The organism is Micromonospora sp. CA-246542 (assembly GCF_050942905.1).
GTDB lineage: Bacteria > Actinomycetota > Actinomycetes > Mycobacteriales > Micromonosporaceae > Micromonospora.
On the sequence record NZ_CP192040.1, the window covers coordinates 6,049,138 to 6,069,132 of the forward strand.

General features: G+C 72.0%; 19 protein-coding genes and 2 pseudogenes. 11 read left to right on the forward strand and 10 right to left on the reverse strand.

The features are described 5' to 3' along the window. The first annotated feature begins 344 nt into the window (after positions 1-344). The 3 genes and pseudogenes from ACQP0N_RS28045 to ACQP0N_RS28055 all read left to right on the forward strand — a co-directional run bounded on the left by ACQP0N_RS28045 (position 345) and on the right by ACQP0N_RS28055 (position 3,173). Entirely contained in the window at positions 345-512 is a 168-nt protein-coding gene (locus tag ACQP0N_RS28045) for a DUF5679 domain-containing protein (RefSeq protein WP_007464795.1), read from the forward strand. 208 nt (positions 513-720) lie between these two features. Next, a pseudogene (locus tag ACQP0N_RS28050) lies at positions 721-1,816 on the forward strand (hypothetical protein). Positions 1,817-1,826: 10 nt separating this feature from the next. Next, the gene (locus ACQP0N_RS28055; protein ID WP_355050568.1) at positions 1,827-3,173 is read left to right on the forward strand and encodes an ABC1 kinase family protein; all 1,347 of its coding nucleotides are present in this window, start codon (positions 1,827-1,829) and stop codon (positions 3,171-3,173) included. A gap of 293 nt (positions 3,174-3,466) precedes the next feature. On the opposite strand, the gene ACQP0N_RS28060 is transcribed toward ACQP0N_RS28055, so the two are convergent. From ACQP0N_RS28060 to ACQP0N_RS28070, 3 genes are all read right to left on the reverse strand, one after another. Continuing rightward, entirely contained in the window at positions 3,467-3,832 is a 366-nt protein-coding gene (locus ACQP0N_RS28060; protein WP_355050569.1) for a WhiB family transcriptional regulator, read from the reverse strand. Positions 3,833-3,963: 131 nt separating this feature from the next. Continuing rightward, positions 3,964-4,215: a hypothetical protein gene (locus ACQP0N_RS28065; protein WP_357125966.1), complete on the reverse strand. Its 252-nt coding sequence runs from the start codon at positions 4,213-4,215 to the stop codon at positions 3,964-3,966. A gap of 122 nt (positions 4,216-4,337) precedes the next feature. Next, on the reverse strand, positions 4,338-6,503 hold the full coding sequence (locus tag ACQP0N_RS28070; protein WP_433115313.1) for an ATP-dependent DNA helicase UvrD2: 2,166 nt from the start codon (positions 6,501-6,503) through the stop codon (positions 4,338-4,340). Between the two features lie 93 nt (positions 6,504-6,596). On the opposite strand from ACQP0N_RS28070, the gene ACQP0N_RS28075 reads away from it, so the two are divergent. Continuing rightward, positions 6,597-6,839: a mycoredoxin gene (locus ACQP0N_RS28075; RefSeq protein ID WP_355050572.1), complete on the forward strand. Its 243-nt coding sequence runs from the start codon at positions 6,597-6,599 to the stop codon at positions 6,837-6,839. Between the two features lie 71 nt (positions 6,840-6,910). Here ACQP0N_RS28075 and ACQP0N_RS28080 read toward each other — a convergent pair whose 3' ends face one another. Continuing rightward, positions 6,911-8,200, reverse strand: a complete 1,290-nt coding sequence (locus tag ACQP0N_RS28080; protein WP_355050573.1) for an MFS transporter — start codon at positions 8,198-8,200, stop codon at positions 6,911-6,913. 215 nt (positions 8,201-8,415) lie between these two features. Between ACQP0N_RS28080 and ACQP0N_RS28085 the strand changes: the two genes are divergently transcribed. The 3 genes from ACQP0N_RS28085 to ACQP0N_RS28095 all read left to right on the forward strand — a co-directional run bounded on the left by ACQP0N_RS28085 (position 8,416) and on the right by ACQP0N_RS28095 (position 10,202). Next, entirely contained in the window at positions 8,416-9,396 is a 981-nt protein-coding gene (locus tag ACQP0N_RS28085; protein ID WP_355050574.1) for a helix-turn-helix domain-containing protein, read from the forward strand. 74 nt (positions 9,397-9,470) lie between these two features. Next, entirely contained in the window at positions 9,471-9,710 is a 240-nt protein-coding gene (locus ACQP0N_RS28090; RefSeq protein WP_355050575.1) for a DUF397 domain-containing protein, read from the forward strand. Between the two features lie 216 nt (positions 9,711-9,926). Continuing rightward, a complete protein-coding gene (locus tag ACQP0N_RS28095; RefSeq protein ID WP_355050778.1) occupies positions 9,927-10,202 on the forward strand; it encodes a hypothetical protein in 276 nt (91 codons plus the stop codon). A gap of 127 nt (positions 10,203-10,329) precedes the next feature. Here the strand turns inward: ACQP0N_RS28095 and nudC are convergent. From nudC to ACQP0N_RS28110, 3 genes and pseudogenes are all read right to left on the reverse strand, one after another. Further along, a pseudogene (gene nudC, locus ACQP0N_RS28100) lies at positions 10,330-11,288 on the reverse strand (NAD(+) diphosphatase). Next, positions 11,285-12,634: a M16 family metallopeptidase gene (locus tag ACQP0N_RS28105; RefSeq protein WP_433115316.1), complete on the reverse strand. Its 1,350-nt coding sequence runs from the start codon at positions 12,632-12,634 to the stop codon at positions 11,285-11,287. The pseudogene nudC and the gene ACQP0N_RS28105 overlap by 4 nt, the downstream one beginning before the upstream one ends. 55 nt (positions 12,635-12,689) lie before the next feature. After that, complete coding sequence (locus ACQP0N_RS28110; protein WP_433115318.1) at positions 12,690-14,000, reverse strand: M16 family metallopeptidase; 1,311 nt, start codon at positions 13,998-14,000, stop codon at positions 12,690-12,692. 218 nt (positions 14,001-14,218) lie between these two features. Between ACQP0N_RS28110 and ACQP0N_RS28115 the strand changes: the two genes are divergently transcribed. From ACQP0N_RS28115 to ACQP0N_RS28130, 4 genes are read left to right on the forward strand one after another with little or no spacing between them, the layout of a single operon-like run. Continuing rightward, complete coding sequence (locus ACQP0N_RS28115; RefSeq protein ID WP_355050579.1) at positions 14,219-15,283, forward strand: ABC transporter substrate-binding protein; 1,065 nt, start codon at positions 14,219-14,221, stop codon at positions 15,281-15,283. Next, positions 15,280-16,059, forward strand: a complete 780-nt coding sequence (locus tag ACQP0N_RS28120; protein ID WP_355050580.1) for an ABC transporter ATP-binding protein — start codon at positions 15,280-15,282, stop codon at positions 16,057-16,059. The genes ACQP0N_RS28115 and ACQP0N_RS28120 overlap by 4 nt, the downstream gene beginning before the upstream one ends. Next, positions 16,049-16,933, forward strand: a complete 885-nt coding sequence (locus tag ACQP0N_RS28125) for an ABC transporter permease (protein WP_433115322.1) — start codon at positions 16,049-16,051, stop codon at positions 16,931-16,933. The genes ACQP0N_RS28120 and ACQP0N_RS28125 overlap by 11 nt, the downstream gene beginning before the upstream one ends. 3 nt (positions 16,934-16,936) lie before the next feature. After that, entirely contained in the window at positions 16,937-17,374 is a 438-nt protein-coding gene (locus ACQP0N_RS28130) for an RrF2 family transcriptional regulator (protein ID WP_355050582.1), read from the forward strand. Between the two features lie 288 nt (positions 17,375-17,662). Here the strand turns inward: ACQP0N_RS28130 and ACQP0N_RS28135 are convergent, their stop codons facing one another. The 3 genes from ACQP0N_RS28135 to cspE all read right to left on the reverse strand — a co-directional run bounded on the left by ACQP0N_RS28135 (position 17,663) and on the right by cspE (position 19,809). Continuing rightward, a complete protein-coding gene (locus tag ACQP0N_RS28135; RefSeq protein ID WP_355050583.1) occupies positions 17,663-17,863 on the reverse strand; it encodes a hypothetical protein in 201 nt (66 codons plus the stop codon). Positions 17,864-18,064: 201 nt separating this feature from the next. Next, positions 18,065-19,381 (reverse strand): DEAD/DEAH box helicase, encoded by a 1,317-nt coding sequence (locus ACQP0N_RS28140; protein WP_355050584.1) that lies wholly within the window; start codon positions 19,379-19,381, stop codon positions 18,065-18,067. A gap of 224 nt (positions 19,382-19,605) precedes the next feature. Continuing rightward, complete coding sequence (gene cspE / locus ACQP0N_RS28145) at positions 19,606-19,809, reverse strand: transcription antiterminator/RNA stability regulator CspE (RefSeq protein WP_007464836.1); 204 nt, start codon at positions 19,807-19,809, stop codon at positions 19,606-19,608. Between the last annotated feature and the right edge of the window lie 186 nt (positions 19,810-19,995).

Genomic DNA, 19,995 nt, shown 5'->3' on the forward strand with positions numbered 1-19,995 from the left:
GTACGCCGACGGCGGCACCGCGCGTTCCGCCCCTCCACCGTAGGTGATCACCGCGCTCGACGCTGCCGCGGGGGCACCCGCAGGGGTGGCTGTGAGGGTTTGGTCGGCGTGTCCCCGCCAAACTGACTTATCCGACCTAATTCGCCATGCACACTCTCGACGTCGACTTGCTCACAGTGACGATGCACAGCTGACATGGAACTGCCCAGACCTGGGTAGGGTCCGCGAACCAGCGGTCACGAAGGTGGCCGTGGAGTAAGCCCCAGCGCCGGCGCCCCGCGAGGTCCGCCGCCGGGCATTCCGCCGGAACCGTATTGACCGGCGGACGAGACGAGGAGGGCACCGTGGCCGACCAGGCCCAGACCTACAACGGTTACTGCGTGAAGTGCAAGGAGAAGCGGGACTTCGAGGGGCACGTGGAGGTCTCGAAGACCGGCATGAACATGGCCAAGGGCAAGTGTCCGGTATGCGGCACAACAGTGAACCGGATTCTCGGCAAGGCGAAGGTCTGACCCGTACGGATCTGCGGGGGCGGGACGGCCACACGGCCGTCCCGCCCCCGTTGCCGTCCCGGACGTAGGCGACTCTGTCGGGTGACCGACAGCACGCGCAGTGGCCTGTGGATAACCCCGCAGATCCTGTGGACAAGGCTGGATGCGGCCCCGGCCGCCTGTGGACAACGATCGACCGAGCGCATGGATGCGGTCACGATTCGTCACCATGAGTCGTACGCCGTTGCCGCGCCCCACCCTGCTACCCGGCCTCAATCGGCTCTGGCGGGATCGGCACACTTTGCAGATCGGCCTCGGCCCCGGGCCCGCCGTGCTGGTGGAGCTGACCAATCCGCGCACCGCTCACCTGCTTGATCTGCTCGACGGCACCCGCAGCGAGCGGGACGTGCTGACCGAGGCCGGTGCCGCCCAGGTCGCCGCCGACGACGCTCGTACGCTGCTGGACGCCCTGCGCGCGGCGGGCCTGCTGGTGCCGGCGCACACCCTGCTCCCCGCGACCTGGCCGGCCCGGTCCGGGCCCGGCTCTCCGCCGAGGCCGGGGCGTTGGCGCTGGCGGCAGCCCGGTTGCCCGGCACTCCGGCACAGGTCCTGCGCCGCCGGCGGGCGGCCCGGGTGCTGCTCACCGGCGGCGGGGCCCTCGGCGGACCGCTGGCGCTGGCGCTGGCCCAGGCCGGCGTCGGCCAGGTGATCCCGCACCTCAGCGGCCCGGTACGACCGATCGACCTGATCGGGACGGGCATTCCCGCTACCGAGTTGGGCCGCCCACTGGCCCCGGCGATTCGGGCGGCGGTCGATCGTGCCGCACCGGGCACCGGCACCCACCCGGTCCGGGCCGCCCGGATGGATCTGGTGATCCAGTTCGGCGCGGACCGTCCGCCCGCGCTGCTCGCCGCCGGTCTCGCCCAGCGCCGCCAACCGCACCTCATGGTGACGGTCCGCGAGGGCGTACCGGTGATCGGGCCGCTGGTCCGCCCGCCCGCCGGGCCGTGTCTGCGCTGCGTCGAGCTGCACCGGGCCGACCGCGACCCGGCCTGGCCGGGGCTCGCCGCTCAACTGGCCGCGGCGCGGCCGGTGACCGCCGGCGCGACCGGCACACTGTTCGCGGCGATCGGATACGCGGTGGCGGAGGCCCTGGCGCACCTCGACGGCGGGCAGCCCGAGACGCTGGGGGCGCTGTGGAGATCTCCGGCGCGGGCCGGTTCCGGCGCCGGGGCTGGCCGCCGCACCCGGCTTGCGAGTGTTCGCGGAGCCGGCGTACGCACCAGCCCGGCCGCACGGCAGCAGCGGGGCCCTCCGGTCGGTAACAATGGCGAAGTGACCGATATCCCGCGCCGGGCCGTTACCCGGACCGCCAAGCTCGCCGCTCTGCCGCTCGGCTTCGCCGGTCGGACCGTCCTCGGCATGGGTAAGCGCGTCACCGGGCTCGCCTCCGACGTCATCTCGGCAGAGATCCAGCAGCGCACCGCCGAGCAGTTGTTCAGCGTGTTGGGGCAGCTCAAGGGCGGGGCGATGAAGTTCGGCCAGGCGTTGTCGGTCTTCGAGGCGGCCCTTCCGGAGGAGATCGCCGCGCCCTACCGGCAGGCGCTGACCAAGCTCCAGGAGGCTGCGCCGCCGCTGCCCGCCGCGAGCGTGCACAAGGTGCTGGCCGAGCAGCTCGGCCCGGACTGGCGCGACCGGTTCGTCGAGTTCAACGACACCCCGGCCGCCGCGGCGAGCATCGGGCAGGTGCACCGGGCACGGTGGCGGGAGCCGGGGTACGGCCCGTCCGGCGAGCCGAACAGCCGCGACGTGGCGGTCAAGATCCAGTACCCGGGGGCCGGTGACGCGCTCCTCGCCGACCTCAAGCAGCTCTCCCGCCTCGGCGGGATGTTCCGGGCCATCCAACCGGGCCTCGACGTCAAGCCGCTCCTCGTCGAGCTACGCGAGCGGATCACCGAGGAGTTGGACTACGAACTGGAGGCCGAGTCGCAGCGCGCCTTCGCCGCCGCGTACGCCGACGACGACGAGATCTACATCCCGGGGGTCGTCTCCGCGTCCCCCCGGGTGCTGGTCACCGAGTGGGTGACGGGCACACCGCTCGCCGACATCATTCGGGACGGCAGCGAGGAGCAGCGGGACGAGGCCGGCCGACTGATGGCCACGCTGCACCTGTCCGCACCGCAGCGGGCGGGTCTGCTGCACGCCGACCCGCACCCCGGCAACTTCCGGCTCCTGCCGGACGGCCGGCTCGGGGTGATCGACTTCGGCGCGGTGGCCCGGATGCCGGAAGGCACGCCGGAGCCGATCGGCCTTATCGCCGGGCGGGCGTTGCGCGGGGACGCGGACGGCGTGGTGGCGGGGCTGCGGGACGAGGGGTTCATCGGGGCCACTGACGAGATCGACGCCGAGGGGGTGCTCGACTTCCTCCGCCCGATGCTGGAGCCCATCGCCGCCGACGGGTTCCGGTTCACCCGGGCCTGGCTACGCGCCGAGGCAGCCCGGCTGGCCAGCCCCCGATCCCCCACGTACCAGTTGAGCCGGAAGCTCAACCTGCCGCCGTCGTACCTGCTCATCCACCGGGTGACGCTCGGGTCGATCGGGGTGCTCTGCCAGTTGGAGGCCAAGGCCCCGTACCGGAGCATCCTGGAACGCTGGCTGCCCGGCTTCGCGCCGGTCGCCTGAGGACGTGAGGAAGGGCGGGTGCCGGTCGGCACCCGCCCTTCTGCGTGGGGTGGTACTAGAGAATGCCCAGGTCGCGCGCCGACTGGCGACGGCTGTTCATGGCGACGGTACGGGCGGATCGGGTTGCCTCAGTGCTCGTGGTGGTACGACCGGCCTGAGGCCGGCGCATTCGAGCCCTGGTCAGCGCTTCGTGGAGTAGTTGCATCTCGTAGGCGCCACTCGGAACGTTCAACATCGTCTTCTCACTCACTGCCGGTGTGACACCGGCGTCGTTGGAACGGGTCGGGAACATGTCAGGCTGCCAGCCGGACCGCGCCTCGCACCTCGGACAGCCCACTGGCCGCCAGGCGCGCCTCGGCCTCGACCCGGAGCGCGGCGTCACGAGCGACGTCCTCCTTGCGCGGACGGCCACGGGGCCGCTTGCGCGGGACGACCGCGCCACGCTCGAAGATCTCGCCGCCCCAGACGCCCCACGGCTCCGCTCGCTCCACCGCCCCGGCCAGGCACTCGACGCGCAGCGGGCAGTCCCCGCAGAGCGACTTGGCCAGCTCGAGCTCGGCAGGCGAGTCGGAGAACCACAGGTCGGGGTCGAACTTCCGGCAGGGCAGGTTCGCCTCCAACTCGACGCTCACGTCGATGGGGGCCAACGCCAGACTCATCTCCCGGTCACCTCTCTCTCACTTCGATCTCGTGGATCGCATTCCGACGTACTTACGGCGGGGCAAAAAACTGAGGCCGCGGATCCCGGTAATCGGGTTCCGCGGCCTCGAGGTGAGCCGGTGTCTGAGATTCAGACCGGTCTACCTCGAGGTGGAACGCCGCGGACATCCGTACGCTTCTTGGCGCCATCGATGCCCATGCCCGTGAAGCCACTGGTCCCCTGGACTCCGGCATTCGGCGCAACGGTCAGGTTCAGCTCGGTCTGAACCTGGTGCACCTGCGAAGCCCACGGTCGGGTGGCCACGAGAGCCACCCGGACAGTCGACAGCGGAGCGCAGACAGACGGCATCGCCGTCAGACGCTCATAGGTGAAGATCTTCACGGGTGCCACCTCCCTCACGTTCCTCGGATCGACTGGACCAACCCCCGTGAGCAGCCGGAATGGCGCCGCTCGCGTGGTGTGTTCTGAGGTTATTCCTCGCCTGGGCGCGAGGGCAAACGAATTTACGACGAGATTTCGAAAGTTTTCTCCGGGCAGACGTCGTCCACCCCCGCGCCCCCCACGAGCGCCAGCACCGACTCGCCGTAGAGGCCGAGTTTGCGGGGGCCGATGCCGGCGATCGCGATCAACTCCTCCGGCCGGCCGGGCCGCCGCTCCGCCAGCGCGGTCAACGTGGCGTCGGTGAACACCACGTACGCCGGGACCTTCTGCGCGCCGGCCACCCGCTGCCGCCACTCGCGCAGGCGTTCGTGCAGCTCGTCGTCGATGTCGGATGGGCAGGTGGGGCAGCGGCCGAGTTTGCGGTCCGGGCCGGCCAGCAGGGTGGCGCCGCAGATCCGGCAGGACACGATCTGCGTCCGACGCCGCTCGGGCCGCCGGGCCCCGCCCGTGGAGGCGCCGGCCCGCTCGGTGCCTCCGGAGCGGTCCAACTGGGGCAGGAACCGCGAGGGCCGCCGGGCCCGTCCGCCCGGCGACCGCGCGGCGGCGTACGACAGCCAGAGCCACTGCCGGGCCCGGGTGATTCCGACGTACAGCAGGCGGCGTTCCTCCTCCACCTGCTCGACGGTCTTGGCGTACGTGGTGGGCAGGGTGCCCTCGGCGAGGCCGACCAGGAAGACGGCGTCCCACTCCAACCCCTTGGCCGAGTGCAGGGACGCCAGGGTGACCCCGTCCACCGTGGGCACGTGCTGCTGCGCGGCCCGACGGGCCAACTCCTCGGTGAAGTCGGTGAGGGTGACCGGACGCTCCACCGACGCGGCCTCGCCGATCGGCACCAGTTCGGGGGTGGCCGCGTACTCCTCGGCGAGCTGGACCAGCGCGGCCAGCGCTTCCCAACGTTCCCGGGCGGCGCCGCCGGCCGGGGGCGCGTCGGGCGCCCAGCCCACGGCGGTGAGCGCCTCGACGACGGCGGTCGGCAGCGGGGTCTCCCCCGGGATGGACCGGGTGGCCGAGCGCAGGGCGACCATGGCCTGACGGACCTCGGCGCGCTCGAAGAAGCGCTCGGCGCCCTGCACCACGTACGGCACGGCGGCCTCGGTCAGCGCCTTCTCGTACGCCTCGGACTGCGCGTTGGTCCGGAACAGGACGGCGATCTCCTTGGCCGGGGTGCCGGCGTCGATCAGCGACCGGCAGCGCGCGGCCACCGCGTTCGCCTCGGCCGGCTCGTCGGTGAAGATCCGCAGGTCGGGTTCCGGCCCCGGGGGCCGCTGTCCGCTCAACTCCAGTCGCAGCCTCGCCTCGGTGCCGCGCGCCTGCGAGATCACGGCGTTGGCGAGCCCGACGACCTGTGGGGTGGAGCGGTAGTCCCGGACGAGTCGTACGACGGTGGCGTCGCGGTGCCGGCGCGGGAAGTCGACCAGGTAGGCGGAGGTCGCCCCGGTGAACGAGTAGATGGTCTGGCTGGCGTCGCCGACCACGGTCAGGTCGGTACGGCCGCCCAGCCAGGCGTCCAGTAACCGCTGCTGAAGCGGGTTGACGTCCTGGTACTCGTCGACCACGAAGTGCCGGTACTGGCCCCGGACCTGTTCGGCGACGTCCGGGTGTTCCTCGATGCCCCACACCGCGGCCCGCAGCATGTCCTCGAAGTCGATCACCCCGTTGGAGCGCTTGAGCTGCTCGTACGCGGTGAACACCTCGGCGACCTTCGCCGGCTCGTGCGGCGTGTCCCGCAGCGCGCGGGCCGCGGCCACGACGTAGTCCCCCGGCTCGACCAGCGACGACTTGGCCCACTCGATCTCGCCGGCCAGGTCCCGCGCGGCGGCCCGGTCGGCACGCATACCGACCCGCGCGGCGGCGAGGGTGACCAGCCGCACCTTGCTGTCCAGCAGCTCGGGCATGGCGCGACCGGCCAGCAGGCGGGGCGCGAAGTAGCGCACCTGGCGCAGCGCGGCGGCATGGAACGTCCGTGCCTGCACACCCTGCGCCCCGAGCAGCGTGAGACGGTGGCGCATCTCGGCGGCGGCGCGGGCGGTGAAGGTGACGGCGAGCACGTGCCGGGGGGAGATCTCACCGGAGAGCGCGCGGTGGGCGATCCGGGAGGTGATCGCACGGGTCTTGCCGGTGCCGGCCCCGGCCAGGATGCACACCGGGCCGGCCGGCGCGGTCACCGCGGAGCGCTGCTCCGGGTCCAGCCCGGCGAGTACGCCTTCCGACGCTGAGTGAACCCCCACAACCAGGAATCATCTCAGCTCCCCCGGGTGTTGTAGCGGACAGCCTCGGCTTGATCGGCAAGCCGGCGGCCAGAGCGGTTGGAGGATCCGATCATGCTGACGATGTATTCCACTCCCTGGTGCGGCTACTGCCACCGGCTGAAGTCGCAGCTCGACCGGGAAGGCATCGGGTATGAGGTGGTCGACATCGAGCAGGACCCGAAGGCCGCGGACTTCGTGATGAGCGTCAACGGCGGCAACCAGACGGTGCCGACGCTGCGTTTCGATGACGGCAGCGCGCTGACCAACCCGTCGATCACGCAGGTCAAGCAGCACCTGGCGACGCTGGGCGCCTGACTGGCAGGCGTACCGACCCTCGACGAGCGGCCACCCCCGGCGGGTGGCCGCTCGTAGTGTCCGGCCTCGCGTCAACGCCGGAACGGCCGCCGGGTGGCCACGGTCACCGAGCTGTCGATGCCGCCGTCGAGTGGGCGGCGTGGCCCCGGAAGGGTCGGCGGTGTGGGCATCGCCCCGCCGGACGGCGCGCTGAGGTGTCGGCCCCGCCACAGATAGACGCCGGCCGCCAGCGTGGCCACCCCGACCAGCACGAACAGGGCACGGTAGTCCAGGACGCCGACCAGCAGGGCGCCCGCGCCGATGGAGAGCGCCTGCGGCCCGCTGACCAGCGCCTGGGTGGCCGCTGCCACCCGTCCGACCAGGGCGGGGGGCGTACGCCGCTGGATCAGCGTGTGCAGGCCCACCATCGTCAGCGGCAGCGAGACGCCGGCCAGCAGCACCGCCCCGAACCCGAGCGGCAGGTCGGGGTACGCGAGCGCGAGCGCCGCCGGAGCGAAGAACGCCACCCCGGCGGCCAGGGTGCCGACCTCGCCGAATCGCCGGACCAGGGCCGGTGAGCAGATCCCGCCGCACAGTCCGCCGACGCCCTGCACCATCACCAGCACGCCCACGAACGCGGCGTCCCGGTCCAACCCCTGGTCGACGTACGCGAAGATCAGCGACTCGCTGAAGCCCATCACCAGCGACCCGAGCCCGTAGCCGACGAGGGCCCGGCGCAGCGCCGGCTCACCGGTCAGGTGTCGCAGGCCGGCGCCCAGCTCGGCGGGCCACCGCAGCCGTACGGTGGAGGGCGGCTGCGCCGGGCTCGGCACCGCGGTCACCACCACGGCGGCGGTCACGAAGCCGACCATCCCGATGCCGGCCAACGCCCACCCGCCGAGCGCCGCGTAGAGCGCCGCGCCCACCAGGGGGCCGACCAACCGCAACCCCTGGCGTACGGTCTGCAGCACGCCGTTCGCCTCGGCCAGCAGCTCCACGGGCACCAGTTGCCGGATCAGCCCGCTGAGCGCCGCGCCGAGCGTGATGGAGGACAGGCCGTACAGGGCGGCGACCAGGTAGACGCGCCACACGTCGCCCGCGTCGCGGACGGTGAACAGCGGTACGAGCAGCACCGCGGTGACCACGTTCGCGGCCACGAAGAAGGGCCGGCGCGGGTACCTGTCGACGAACCACCCGACCAGCGGCGCCATTGTCATCGGGGCGACGACGGCGAAGATGATGCCGCCGGCCAGCCCGTCGGAGCCCGTCAGGTCCTTGACCCAGATGGCGAGCGCGAGTAGCAGGATCGACTCGGCGGTCATGCTGGCCAGTAGGCCGCCGAACAGGAGACGGAAGTCGGGGCGGCGCAGGACGGTGCGCATGGGTCCCTCCGGCAGGGTGGTGTGCCCGGCTGGGCGCGGTCGACGAGGCTGGGACCGTGGGTCCGTCATCGTCCGGCGTACCCGTGGTCCATTTTTGGCAAGACACGCCCTCGCCGGAACCTCCGACACCGGTCGCGCCGTCCATACTGACCGTGGGGGGCGAATTTCATACAGTTACCGTCGCGTCTGCGGCGGACGACGGGAAAGAGGACACTGTGCCTCCTGCCGCACCCAGCCCAATCATGCGTCGTCGACGGTTGGGCGTCGAACTGCGCAGTCTGCGTGAGATCGCAGGACTCACCGGCGACCAGGTCATCGAGCGGATCGGCTGGGCGTCCGCGTCCAAACTGTCCCGCCTGGAGAACGGCCGCAGTAGACCGGACCCGCAGGACGTCAGCGTCCTGCTGGACCTGTACGGCGCCGACGCCGCCGCGCGCGAGGAGTTGCTCGGGATCGCCGGTGAGGCCGGCGACATGCGCGGCTGGTTGAAGAACTTCCCGGTGATGACGCAGCAGCAGCGGAGCTGGGCCGAGTTGGAGGCGGGCTGCGCGGAGATCTCCGAGTACAACCCGGTGCTGGTGCCGGGCCTGCTGCAGACCGCCGGATACGCGCGGGTCCGACTCCAGTCGGCCCGTCGGGTGAGCGAGCGGGCCGGTGAACCGGAGCCGGCCGACGAGCTGGAGACCGAGGTCAAGGCGCGGCTGGCCCGTCAGACGCTGCTGACGCGCGAGCCGCACGCGCCGACCTACACGGCCGTGCTGGAGGAGGCCGCCCTCGGCCGTCGGTCCGGGCCGCCCGAGGTGCTACAGGAGCAGTTGCACCAACTCTGCGAGCTGGCCCTGCTACCGAACGTGACATTGCACGTGCTTCCGCGGGACATTCAGGTGGGCGATTGGTACCTTCCGCCGACCGCCTTCTCCCTCTATCGGTTCGCCGATCCGCTCGATCCGGAGACATTGGCCATCGAAGGGGGGTTCGTCGACGTCATGTCGACCGAGTCAATCACGCTAAATCGCTATAAAGTAGTGTTCGAGTGGCTATGCACGGCGGCACTAGACGCTTCGGACACCCTCTCCTGGCTGATCGAGGCGACGGGACGGCCGACCGGGGCGGCACCCGCATCCACAGTGGCGTTCGGGCCGGCAACGGCGCCGACCCAACGTCGCCGTGATTCGGGACGACTGACGGACCGGTGATCCACGGGGGACCTTCCGTCGGGGCGTGCGGCACCACTCGTCCCATCGGATCGGTTCACATCAGGAGCAGAACCATGAACGACATCCACCAGACGCCGTCCGTCTCCGCCAGCTCCCTGGCGGACGCCCCGTGGCGTACCAGCACACGTAGCCAGACCTCCAACTGCGTGGAGGTCGCGCCGCTGGGCACCGGCCCCTCGGCGGTCGCGCTGCGCGACAGCAAGGACCGGGGCGGCCCGGTGCTGATGTTCAACCGGGCCGGCTGGCTCGGCTTCATCGCCGGGGCAAAGACGGGCCAGTTCGATCTGAACTGATCCTCCACCGTGGGGCGGGGCCGTCGGCACAGTGCCGGCGGCCCCGTCGTCGTATCCGCCGACGACCCCGCTGACCAGGGATCCGCCGATCGGACGAGGCTCGAAACCAATAGGCGCGTTTCACTTGCTGGGATGAACACGGGGCGTAACATGACCCACGAGAACGTGGAACTTCCACACACCGGCTCATCCGTCGCGGTTCATCCGGAGACCCTCATGCGGTTCCTGATCGTTCGCACCGACATCCGCACCGTCGCCGACGGTGACATCGCCGCCGCCTGGGCGGACGGGCACCGCCTCCGCGACGAGACCACCACGCCCGAGCCGCGCCGGCAGACCGTGCACGCCGAGGACCGGGACGCCGCGCTGGTGCTGGCCCGGGCCCTGTCCACCGTCGGCGCGGTGCGGGCCGGCAAGCAACGGGTCAAGGTTCTGCCGCTCAACGAGCCACAGCCCGCCTTCCGGCGCAGACCCGGCCGCACCGGCACCTGACCCACCAGACGTCCGCCGTGGTCGGCTCGGCTCCCCCGCCGCGTCATACCGCTCCCACCGACCACGGCGGCCCGTGTTCCCGGCCCGTGACCGTCGCGGCAACGGCGGCCACGGGCCGGGACCGTGCTCACCGCCCGGCGTCCACCCACCCGTCCAACCAGCGGTGGATGAGGAACAACGCGATCGACGACGGCGGCGGCAGGATCAGCTGAGCCCCGTCCCCCACGTCCACGGCCCGCCCCGCGCACGCCGCCCCGATCTCCTCCCGGGTGAACCACCGGGCGTACGCGATCTCGGACGGGTCGACCCGCACCGGGTCGGACGGGTCGGCGGTGGCCAGGAAGCCCAACATCAGCGAGCCCGGGAACGGCCAGGCCTGGCTGCCGACGTACCCGATCCGCTCGACCGCGATGCCCACCTCCTCGCGGACCTCGCGCAGCACGGCCGCCTCCGCCGACTCCCCCGGCTCGACGTAACCGGCCAGGCAGGAGTAGCGCCGCCCGCCCGGGGTGCCCGGCCAGCCGGCGTTGTTGCCAAGCAGGCAGCGGCCTTCGGGGCCGTCGACGCCGTCGTGCACCAGCACGATCATCGCCGGGTCGGTACGCGGCCAGATCCGCCCGCCGTTGCGATCCACCCGCGACCAGCCGGCCTCGTCCATGACGGTGGGCGCGCCGGTCGCCGACGAGTAGCCGTGCCGGGTGTGCCAGTTCAGCAGCGCGAGCGCGGTCGTGAAGAGGCCCGCCTCCCGATCACCCAGCAGGTGGCCCACCTCCCGCAGGTTGACCGCCCGGGTGCCCGGCAGCGCCGGCAACGGGGCGTCGACCGCGAACACCGGCACCCCGTCCGGTTCGACACCGAGGAACATCGCCGTCGACTCGGCGCCGGCCGGCGCGTCGGCCGCGCCGAACAGCACCAGCGTCGGAGGCGACACGTCGGTACGCGCGAGCGTCCGCCCGTCGTTGGTCGAGTCGAGCAGCAGCACCCGGCCGCGCAGCCACGCCTCGGTCAACCACTGCGCGTCCCCCGGCGGTGCGCGGCCCGATCCAGCGTCGAGCGCGCCAGCGGTGGCGCGCCCTCGCCGCTCACGGCTGCACCGGCTCGGTGTGCACGGGCGTCAGCGCGGTCAGCCCCGGGGTGATCCGCTCGGCGTCGCCGAGCACGACGACCACCGCCCGGGCGGGCGCGAGGTAGTGGGCGGCGGCCCGGGCGACGTCGTCGACGGTCGCCCTCGCGAGGCGGGACGCGTACTCGGCCAGGAAGTCCAGGCGCAGGCCATTGCCGGCGTACGCGCTGGTCAGCGCCGCCAGACCGGCCTGGGTGGACATTCCGAGCTGGAGGGTGCCCAGGGCGTACTGGCGGGCCTGCTCCAACTCCTCGGGCTTCGGCGGCAGCGAGGCCAGCCGACCCAGCTCGTACGTGGTCTCCAGGAGCGCCGGACCGGTGACCTCGGTGGCCACCTCGGCGCCGGCGACGAGCACCGATCCGGCCACCGAGTGCTCGATCACCGAATGTGGGCCGTACGTGTAGCCCTTGTCCTCGCGGATGTTCTCCACCCAGCGGGACGAGAAGTAGCCGCCGAAGATCAGGTTGGCCAGTTGCAGCGGTGCGTGGTCGGGATCGGTACGCGGCACGGCGGGTAGCGCGACACGCAGCGAGGACTGCACCGAGCCGGGCCGGTCGACCAGCAGCAGCGGCCCCGGCGTCAGCGGCGGGGTGGCCGGCAGGGTGGCCGTACGCCCGGCCCCGGCCCACCCGGCGAGCGCCCGCTCGGCCGCGTCGAGGGCCTTCTCCGGCTGCACGTCGCCGACCACCACCAGCTGCGCCCCGGCGGGGTGCACCCGCTCGGCGTGCAGGCTGCGCAGCGCCGCCGGTCGTACGGCACGGAGCTGGGCCGGCTCCGGGGTCTGCGTGGCGTACGGGTGCCGCCCGTAGATCCTCTTCAGGAGCGCCTCGCGGGCCAGGTGCGACGGCTGGCTCTGCGCGACCTGGATCCGGTCGATGAGCCGGTCCCGCTCGGCGGCCACCTCGTCGTTCGGGTAGCTGGCGCCGGTCAGCACGTCGGCCAGCAACTCCAGCATCCGGTCCAGGCCGGTGACCAGCCCCGCGCCGGAGATCATCAGCCGGTCCGGGTCGACGCCGGCGGAGAGCCCACCGCCGACCTTCTGCAGCTCGGCGGCGAGCTGCACGCTGGTCATCGACTCGGTGCCGGAGAGCATGGTCTGGGAGAGCATCGCGCCGCGCGCGAGGTGGGCACGGCCGAACGGCACCCAGAGCCGCAGCTCGACCAGGGGCACGGCGGGCCGGCGTACCGCGATGACGGTGAGCCCGTTGCCCAGCGTCCGCTCGGCCGCCTTGGGCACCTTCAGCTTGCGGGTGGGTCCGAGCGGGGGGAGCGTACGCGGCCCGACGGTGGCGGTGGTCGTGGTCGTCACTGTGTCACCTTCGTTCGCGACTGCGGGGCTCGCAAAACCGGCTCACTCCTCGCGCTCACCGACCACCTCCGGGGATGACCTCGACGCTCGCGCGGCGTTCCGGGCGCAGGGTGGCCGCGGCGGCCCGGACCTGCTCCTCGGTGACGTCGCCGACCAGTCGGGGCAGGTCGTTGAGCAAACCCGGCTCGCCGCGTTGCTGCTCGAGGACGGCCATCCGCAGCGCCCGGCCGAGGACCGCGTCGGTGTCGCGGAGCAGGTGGGTGGCCATCCGAGCCTGGGTGCGGGCCAGCTCGCCGTCGGTCAGCCCGTCGGTGGCCAGCCGGTCCAGCTCCTCGTCCACGGTGCGCAGCACCTTGTCCACGTCGCCGCCGGGCGGCAGGTGCGCCTGCAACAGCAGCGCCGTGGGGTCGCGGACGTCGAACGGGTCGCCCATGAAGCCGAGGTAGCCGCCCAGGCTGGTCACCGTGCGGTCGCGCTGCACGAGGCGTTCGACCAGGCGGGACGCTTCGCCGTCGGTGAGCACCTCGGCCAGCACCACGTACGGCAGGTAGCCGGCGAAGTCGCCGATCGGGTCGGGTACCCGCCACGCGCCGGCCACGGCCGGCAACGGCGCCAGGGCATCCGTGTACGAGCTGCGCCGCTCGGCGGTCAGGTCGGGCTCGGTGAAGTCGGGTCGTCGTGGCGCGGGGCGGGCCGGCACGTCCCCGAAGTGCCGGGTGACCAGCTCGGTCGCCTCGGCCACGTCGATGTCCCCGCTGACCGCCAGGACCGCGTTGCCGCTGGCGTAGTAGCGACGGAAGAAGTCGGCGGCGTCGGCGACGGTGGCCGACTCCAGGTCGTCGAAGGAGCCGTAGCCGTCGTGCGCGTTCGCAAAGGTGTCGAACATGACCGGCGGCAGGGTCAGCCAGGGGAAACCACCGTACGGCCGGCTGAGCACGTTGACCCGGATCTCCTCCTTCACGACGTCGACCTGGTTGCGCAGGTTCTCCTCGGTCAGTCGGGGCGCCCGCATCCGGTCCGCCTCGAGGAACAGGGCGCGTTCCAGGGCGTTGCTGGGCAGCGTCTCGAAGTAGTCGGTGTAGTCCAGGTGGGTGGAGCCGTTGAACGTGCCGCCGGCGCCCTGCACGTGCCGGAAGTGGGCCAGCTTCTCCAGGTTCTCCGAGCCCTGGAACATCAGATGCTCGAAGAGGTGGGCGAAGCCGGTACGCCCCTGGGGTTCGGAGCGGATGCCGACGTCGTAGACCACCGCCACCCCGATCACCGGGGCGCTGCGATCGGGGGTGAGGACCACCCGCAGGCCGTTGTCGAGGGTGAACCGCTCGACCGGATACTTCGTCGCTGGAATTCTGGATCTCCGCGCCGCCACGGGATCGACCCTAGCGCGTCGGCACCCCCGCCACCGGCGACCTCCGCGCAGCCGCTGCCACCGGCTTGGGAGGCCGACCATTTACCACAGCAAGACAGTAGGAAATGCCGACATAACTGAGACGCCCCTTCCCGGCATGTGGATGCCCCTTGACGCTGCCCACAGCCTGGCCCAGTCTTCCTACCAACTAAGTAGGAATACTGCGGATTGGATGGACGATGAGACGCCTCCCCCTGCGCCGGTTGGTCACCCTGGCCACCCTCACCGCTCTCGGCGCGGCGACCCTGGGCAGCACCGCCGCGTGCGGCGACGACAGCGAGGGCGCGGGGGGCGGCTCCGGCCCGGTGACCCTGCGGCTCGGCTACTTCCCCAACATCACCCACGCGCCGGCCGTCGTCGGCGTGGAAAAGGGCATCTTCGCCGAGAAGCTCGGCGCCGACGTCAAGCTGGAGCCGAAGACCTTCAACGCCGGCCCGGCCGCCATCGAGGCCGTCTTCTCCGGCGCGCTGGACGCGACCTACATCGGCCCGAACCCCACCGTCAACGCGTTCTCCAAGTCCAAGGGTGAGGCGGTCCGGGTCGTCTCGGGCGCGGCCTCCGGAGGCGTGGCGCTGGTCGTCAAGCCCGGCATCAACGGCCCACAGGACCTCAAGGGCAAGAAGGTCGCCACCCCGCAGCTCGGCAACACCCAGGACGTGGCCGTCCGCTACTGGCTCAAGCAGCAGGGGCTGACCACCACCAAGGAGGGTGGCGGCGACGTGAAGATCGTGCCGCAGGAGAACGCCCAGACGGTGGAGACCTTCAACTCCGGCGCGATCGACGCCGCCTGGGTGCCCGAGCCGTTCGTGTCCCGGCTGGTCAACGCCGGCGGCAAGGTGCTCGTCGACGAGCGGGACCTGTGGCCGGACAAGAAGTTCGTCATCACCAACCTGCTGGTCAGCACCAAGTTCCTCAAGGCGCACCCGGACGTCGTGCAGAAGCTGGTCGACGGCCAGGTCGCCGCGAACGACTTCGTCAACAGCAAGCCGGACGAGGCCCAGCAGGCCATCTCCGACGCAATCGGCAAGATCACCGGCAAGCCGCTGGACCTCAAGCTGATCAAGCAGGCCTGGCCGACGTTGGAGTTCACCAACGACCCGATCGCCACCTCGCTCAAGGCCGGGCTCGACCACGCCGTCGAGGTCAAGCTCACCGAGCCGGTCGACCTCAAGGGCCTGTACGACCTGACGTACCTCAACAAGTCGCTCAAGGCCGCCGGCAAGCCCGAGGTCACCCAGCCATGACGTCGACCACGACGACGCCGCAGAGCGCGACCACCGCGGTCGCGCTCTCCGGCGTGACGAAGGTGTACGGGCGCGGCGCGAACGCCGTACTGGCCCTGGACGGGGTCTCCCTCGACGTCGCGCCGGGCGAGTTCGTCTGCCTGGTCGGCGCGTCCGGCTGCGGCAAGAGCACCCTGCTCAACCTGGTCGCCGGTCTGGACCGACCGAGCGGCGGCACGATCGGCATCGCCGGAGACGCCAACCCGGGCCTGATGTTCCAGGAGCCGGCACTGTTCCCGTGGCTGACCGTCGAGGCCAACGTGGAGGTGCCGCTGAAGCTGCGGGGCCTCTCCCGCGCCGAACGCCGCGACCGGGTAGCCGAGCTGCTGCGCACCGTGCACCTCGCCGACTTCGGCCGCAAACGCCCGCACGAACTGTCCGGCGGAATGCGCCAGCGGGTCGCGCTGGCCCGCACCCTGGCCCTGGACACGCCGGTACTGCTGATGGACGAGCCGTTCGGCGCGCTGGACGCCATGACCCGCGACATCCTGCACGACGAGTTGGAACGCATCTGGTCCGAGCGCCGGCTCTCGGTCCTGTTCGTCACGCACAACGTGCGCGAGGCCGCCCGGCTGGCCGATCGCATCATCCTGCTCTCCAGCCGCCCCGGCCGGATCATCTACTCCACCGAGGTGGACATCCCACGGCCACGACGGATCGACTCGCCCGAGGTCGCCGCCATCGCCGCCGAGGTCACCGAACGACTCCGTACGGAGGTGGGCCGCCATGGCCAGTGACACCCTCACCAGCTCGGCGCGTACCGACGCGGAGATCACCGGACTGGACGCGCTGGAGATCGCCGGTCGGGAGAAGGAGGTCTCCCGGGGCACCCGGCTCTGGGCGTCCACCTGGCCGAAGCTCGCCGCGCTGGCCATCGCCATCCTCGCCTGGCAGGTGGTGGTCTGGTCGGGCTGGAAGCCGCCGTACTCCCTGCCCGGGCCGCTGGTCGTCGGCCGTGAGCTGATCAGCCAGGCCCAGACCCCGCAGCTCTGGGACGGCCTGCTCACGACGCTGCGCCGAGCGGCCCTCGGGTACGTCTTCTCGGTCGCGGTCGGCCTGCTGCTGGGGCTCGCGGTGGCCCGGTCCACGGTGCTGCGCGCCGCCATCGGCTCGATGATCACCGCCTTGCAGACCATGCCGTCGATCGCCTGGTTCCCGCTGGCCATCCTGCTGTTCGAGCTGAGCGAGAAGGCCATCTTCTTCGTGGTGGTGCTCGGCGCGGCGCCGTCCATCGCCAACGGCGTGATCTCCGGCGTGGACTACGTGCCACCATTGCTGCTGCGCGCCGGCCGCAACCTGGGCGCCCGTGGGCTCAACCTCTACCGGTACGTGATCGCGCCGGCCGCGCTGCCGGCGATCGTCGCGGGTCTCAAGCAGGGCTGGGCGTTCTCCTGGCGCAGTCTGATGGCCGGCGAGTTGCTCGTCGTCGGCATCTCGCAGACCTCGCTCGGCGCGCAGCTCACCTACTCCCGGGAACTGTCCGACGCGCCGTGGCTGCTCTCCACGATGATCGTCATCCTGGTGGTCGGCCTGGTCGTGGACGCCGCGTTCGGCGCGGCGGACAAGGCGATCCGACGTCGCTGGGGCGTGCTCGACCAGGCGGGCAACTGAGCGGTGTACGTCTCCGCGCGCAGCGACTACGCGCTCCGGGCGATGCTCGCCGTCGCCGCCGCCGCACCGGGCGGCGACGGTGTCGGCGAGCTGGTGAAGGCGGGCAGCCTGGCCGAGGTGCAGGAGATCCCGCTCAGCTTCCTCCAGGGCATCCTGCTCGACCTGCGCCGCGCCGGCCTGCTGCACAGCCATCGCGGTGCCGATGGCGGGTACGCGCTGACCAGGCCGGCCACCGAGATCACGGTCGGGGACGTGCTGCGCGCGGTCGGTGGGTCGCTGACCACCGTGCGCGGCCTACCGGCCGAGCGGGCCGGCTACCACGGGGTGGCCGCCGGGCTCACCGACGTCTGGCTGGCGGTGCACGGGGCGATCGCCACCGTCGTCGACAGCACCACCCTGGCAAACCTGCTGGCCAACAACCAAACCCGAACCGCCCCCTGACCTGACCCCGCCCGCGCCCGCGCCCGCGCCCGCGCCCGCGCCCGCGCCCGCGCCCGCACCCGCACCCGCACCCGCACCCGCACCCGCACCCGCACCCGCACCCGCGATCTTGCGCTTTCTGCGGCGACAAAAGGGACGTAAAACAGCGAATCAACAACAGAAACTGCAAGATCGGCGCGATGGGGGCGCGGCGGTGTGGTCGGGCCGGTGCCCCGCCGGCCCGACCACACCTCGTACCGATCCTGACCGGGCCTGCCCCTCCGCCGGCACCGGTCGGCCGGTCGCTGCTCAGCCCCGGTGCTCGACCGTCGGGCCGGAGCCCGGGTCGCCGGGACTGCGCAGCTCCACCAGACCGGCGGGAGCGTTGCCCGCCGTGGTGGCATGCCAGGGGCCGAAGGCCGCGAGCATGGCGAGGAGCAACCCGGCGAGCCCGACCACGACCACCAGGATCAGTTCACGCACCGCCCCCGAGCCGGCTTCGCCCACCATTGCTGCTCCTCCCCCGCGCCGGACCTCCGCCCGGCTCCCCCGCTGGTCAGCTTCGACCACCCGGAAGCGGGACACAGTCGGCCAGCCGACCCAAGGGAGGCTGATTACCGATTCAACCGAACGGTCAAGTGGCGGGAAGCGGCACGGAACGAACCGACCCGCCCAGCCGAAGCGGGGCGGGTCGGTGTCGTGCGGAGAAGATCAGACCGTACGCGGGCGGCGCGGGCGGCGGGACCGGCCCGACGCGCGGTGCGCGGAGCGGGGCGCGCCGTCCGTGGCTGCCGAGCCACCTGCGGCCCGTCCCCGGTTGGCGGCCACCGGCGGCGCGGCGATGGTGACCGGCACACCGGAGGGCTCACGCGCCCCGGTGACCCGGGCCAGCGCCTCGTCACCCGAGCGCACCTGGACCGACTGCGGCCGGATGCCGGCGGTGGCCATCAGCCGGGACACGTCGCGGCGCTGCTCCGGCAGGACCAGCGTCACCACCGAGCCGGACTCGCCGGCGCGCGCCGTCCGACCGCCCCGGTGCAGGTAGTCCTTCGCCTCGGTCGGCGGGTCCACGTTGACGACCATGTCGAGGCCGTCCACGTGGATGCCGCGCGCCGCCACGTCCGTGGCGACCAGGGCGGTCACCTGACCGTTGCGGAACTGCTCCAGGATGCGGGTGCGCTGCGGCTGGGACTTGCCGCCGTGCAGCGCGGCGGCGCGTACACCCTTGGAGAGCAACTGGCGGGCGAGCCGGTCGGCGCGGTGCTTGGTGCCCATGAACAGGATGGTGCGACCCTCGCGGGCGGCGATCCGGGTCAACGCGTCGGGCTTGTCGAGCGCGTCGACGTGCAGCACGTGGTGGGTCATCGCGGTGACCGTGGCGGTGCCCGGGTCGACCGAGTGGGTGACCGGGCTGCTCAGGAAGCGGCGGACCAGCCGGTCCACGCCGCCGTCCAGCGTGGCGGAGAAGAGCATCCGCTGGCCCTGCGGGGCGACCTGCTCCAGCAGCTTGGTCACCTGCGGCAGGAAGCCCATGTCGGCCATCTGGTCGGCCTCGTCCAGCACGGTGATCTCGACCTGGTCGAGCCGGGCGTCACCGCGGTTGATCAGGTCGTGCAGCCGGCCGGGGGTCGCCACGACCACCTCGGCGCCGGCACGCAGCGCGTCGGCCTGGCGCTGCAACGACAGCCCGCCGACGACGGTGGCGCAGCGCAGCCCGACGGCGCGGGCGTACGGGGCCAGCGCGGTGGTCACCTGCTGGGCCAGCTCACGGGTCGGCACCAGCACCAGGGCCAGCGGGCGACCCGGCCGGGCCTTGCGGCCGGCGGTACGCGAAAGCAGGGGGAGCCCGAAGGCGAGCGTCTTACCGGAGCCGGTACGACCCCGGCCGAGCACGTCCCGACCGGCGAGCGAGTCGGGCAGCGTCGCCGACTGGATCGGGAACGGCTCGGTGATGCCCTGCGCGGTCAGGGCGCTCAGCAGCGCCGGCGCCAGACCGGTATGGGCAAAAGACGGGATAACTGTGGTCACGCAGAAGCCTTCCTCGACGCGGCACGTGTCGAGGGAGGGCGCCGAACCCGGCGCTGTCACCGGCGGAACAAGGCCGCCAGGACTCACAAGCACGAACCGATTAGGGTACGGGCCGGCCCGCCGCCGAGCCGCCGCCCGCGTTACGCGGGTCGACAGCGGGGCGGGCCGGTCCCGTCACCGTCACACCCGGAGGGGGCGACGGGTACTACGAACCGATCCGAAGATCAGAGCGGACGGATGTTCTCCGCCTGCGGGCCCTTCTGGCCCTGGGTCACCTCGAACTCGACCCGCTGGTTCTCGTCCAGGCTCCGGTAGCCGGAGGACTGGATCGCCGAGAAGTGGGCGAAGACGTCAGCGCCGCCGCCGTCCGGGGTGATGAAGCCGAAGCCCTTGTCAGCGTTGAACCACTTCACGGTGCCAATAGCCATGTGTTTCGTCTCCTTGACGGAACGTCGGACGCGCACTTGTTGCGCGCCCGAAGAGGAGCGCTCCGCGCGGGGATGCGCGAATCGCCTGTCGCTTCTGGTCGCCCCGCCCGGAGAACTCCGGACACAACAAAGAGCGCCTGGGGCCACAATCCCGCCAGGCGCACACAGAGTCTCTGGTAACCAAAA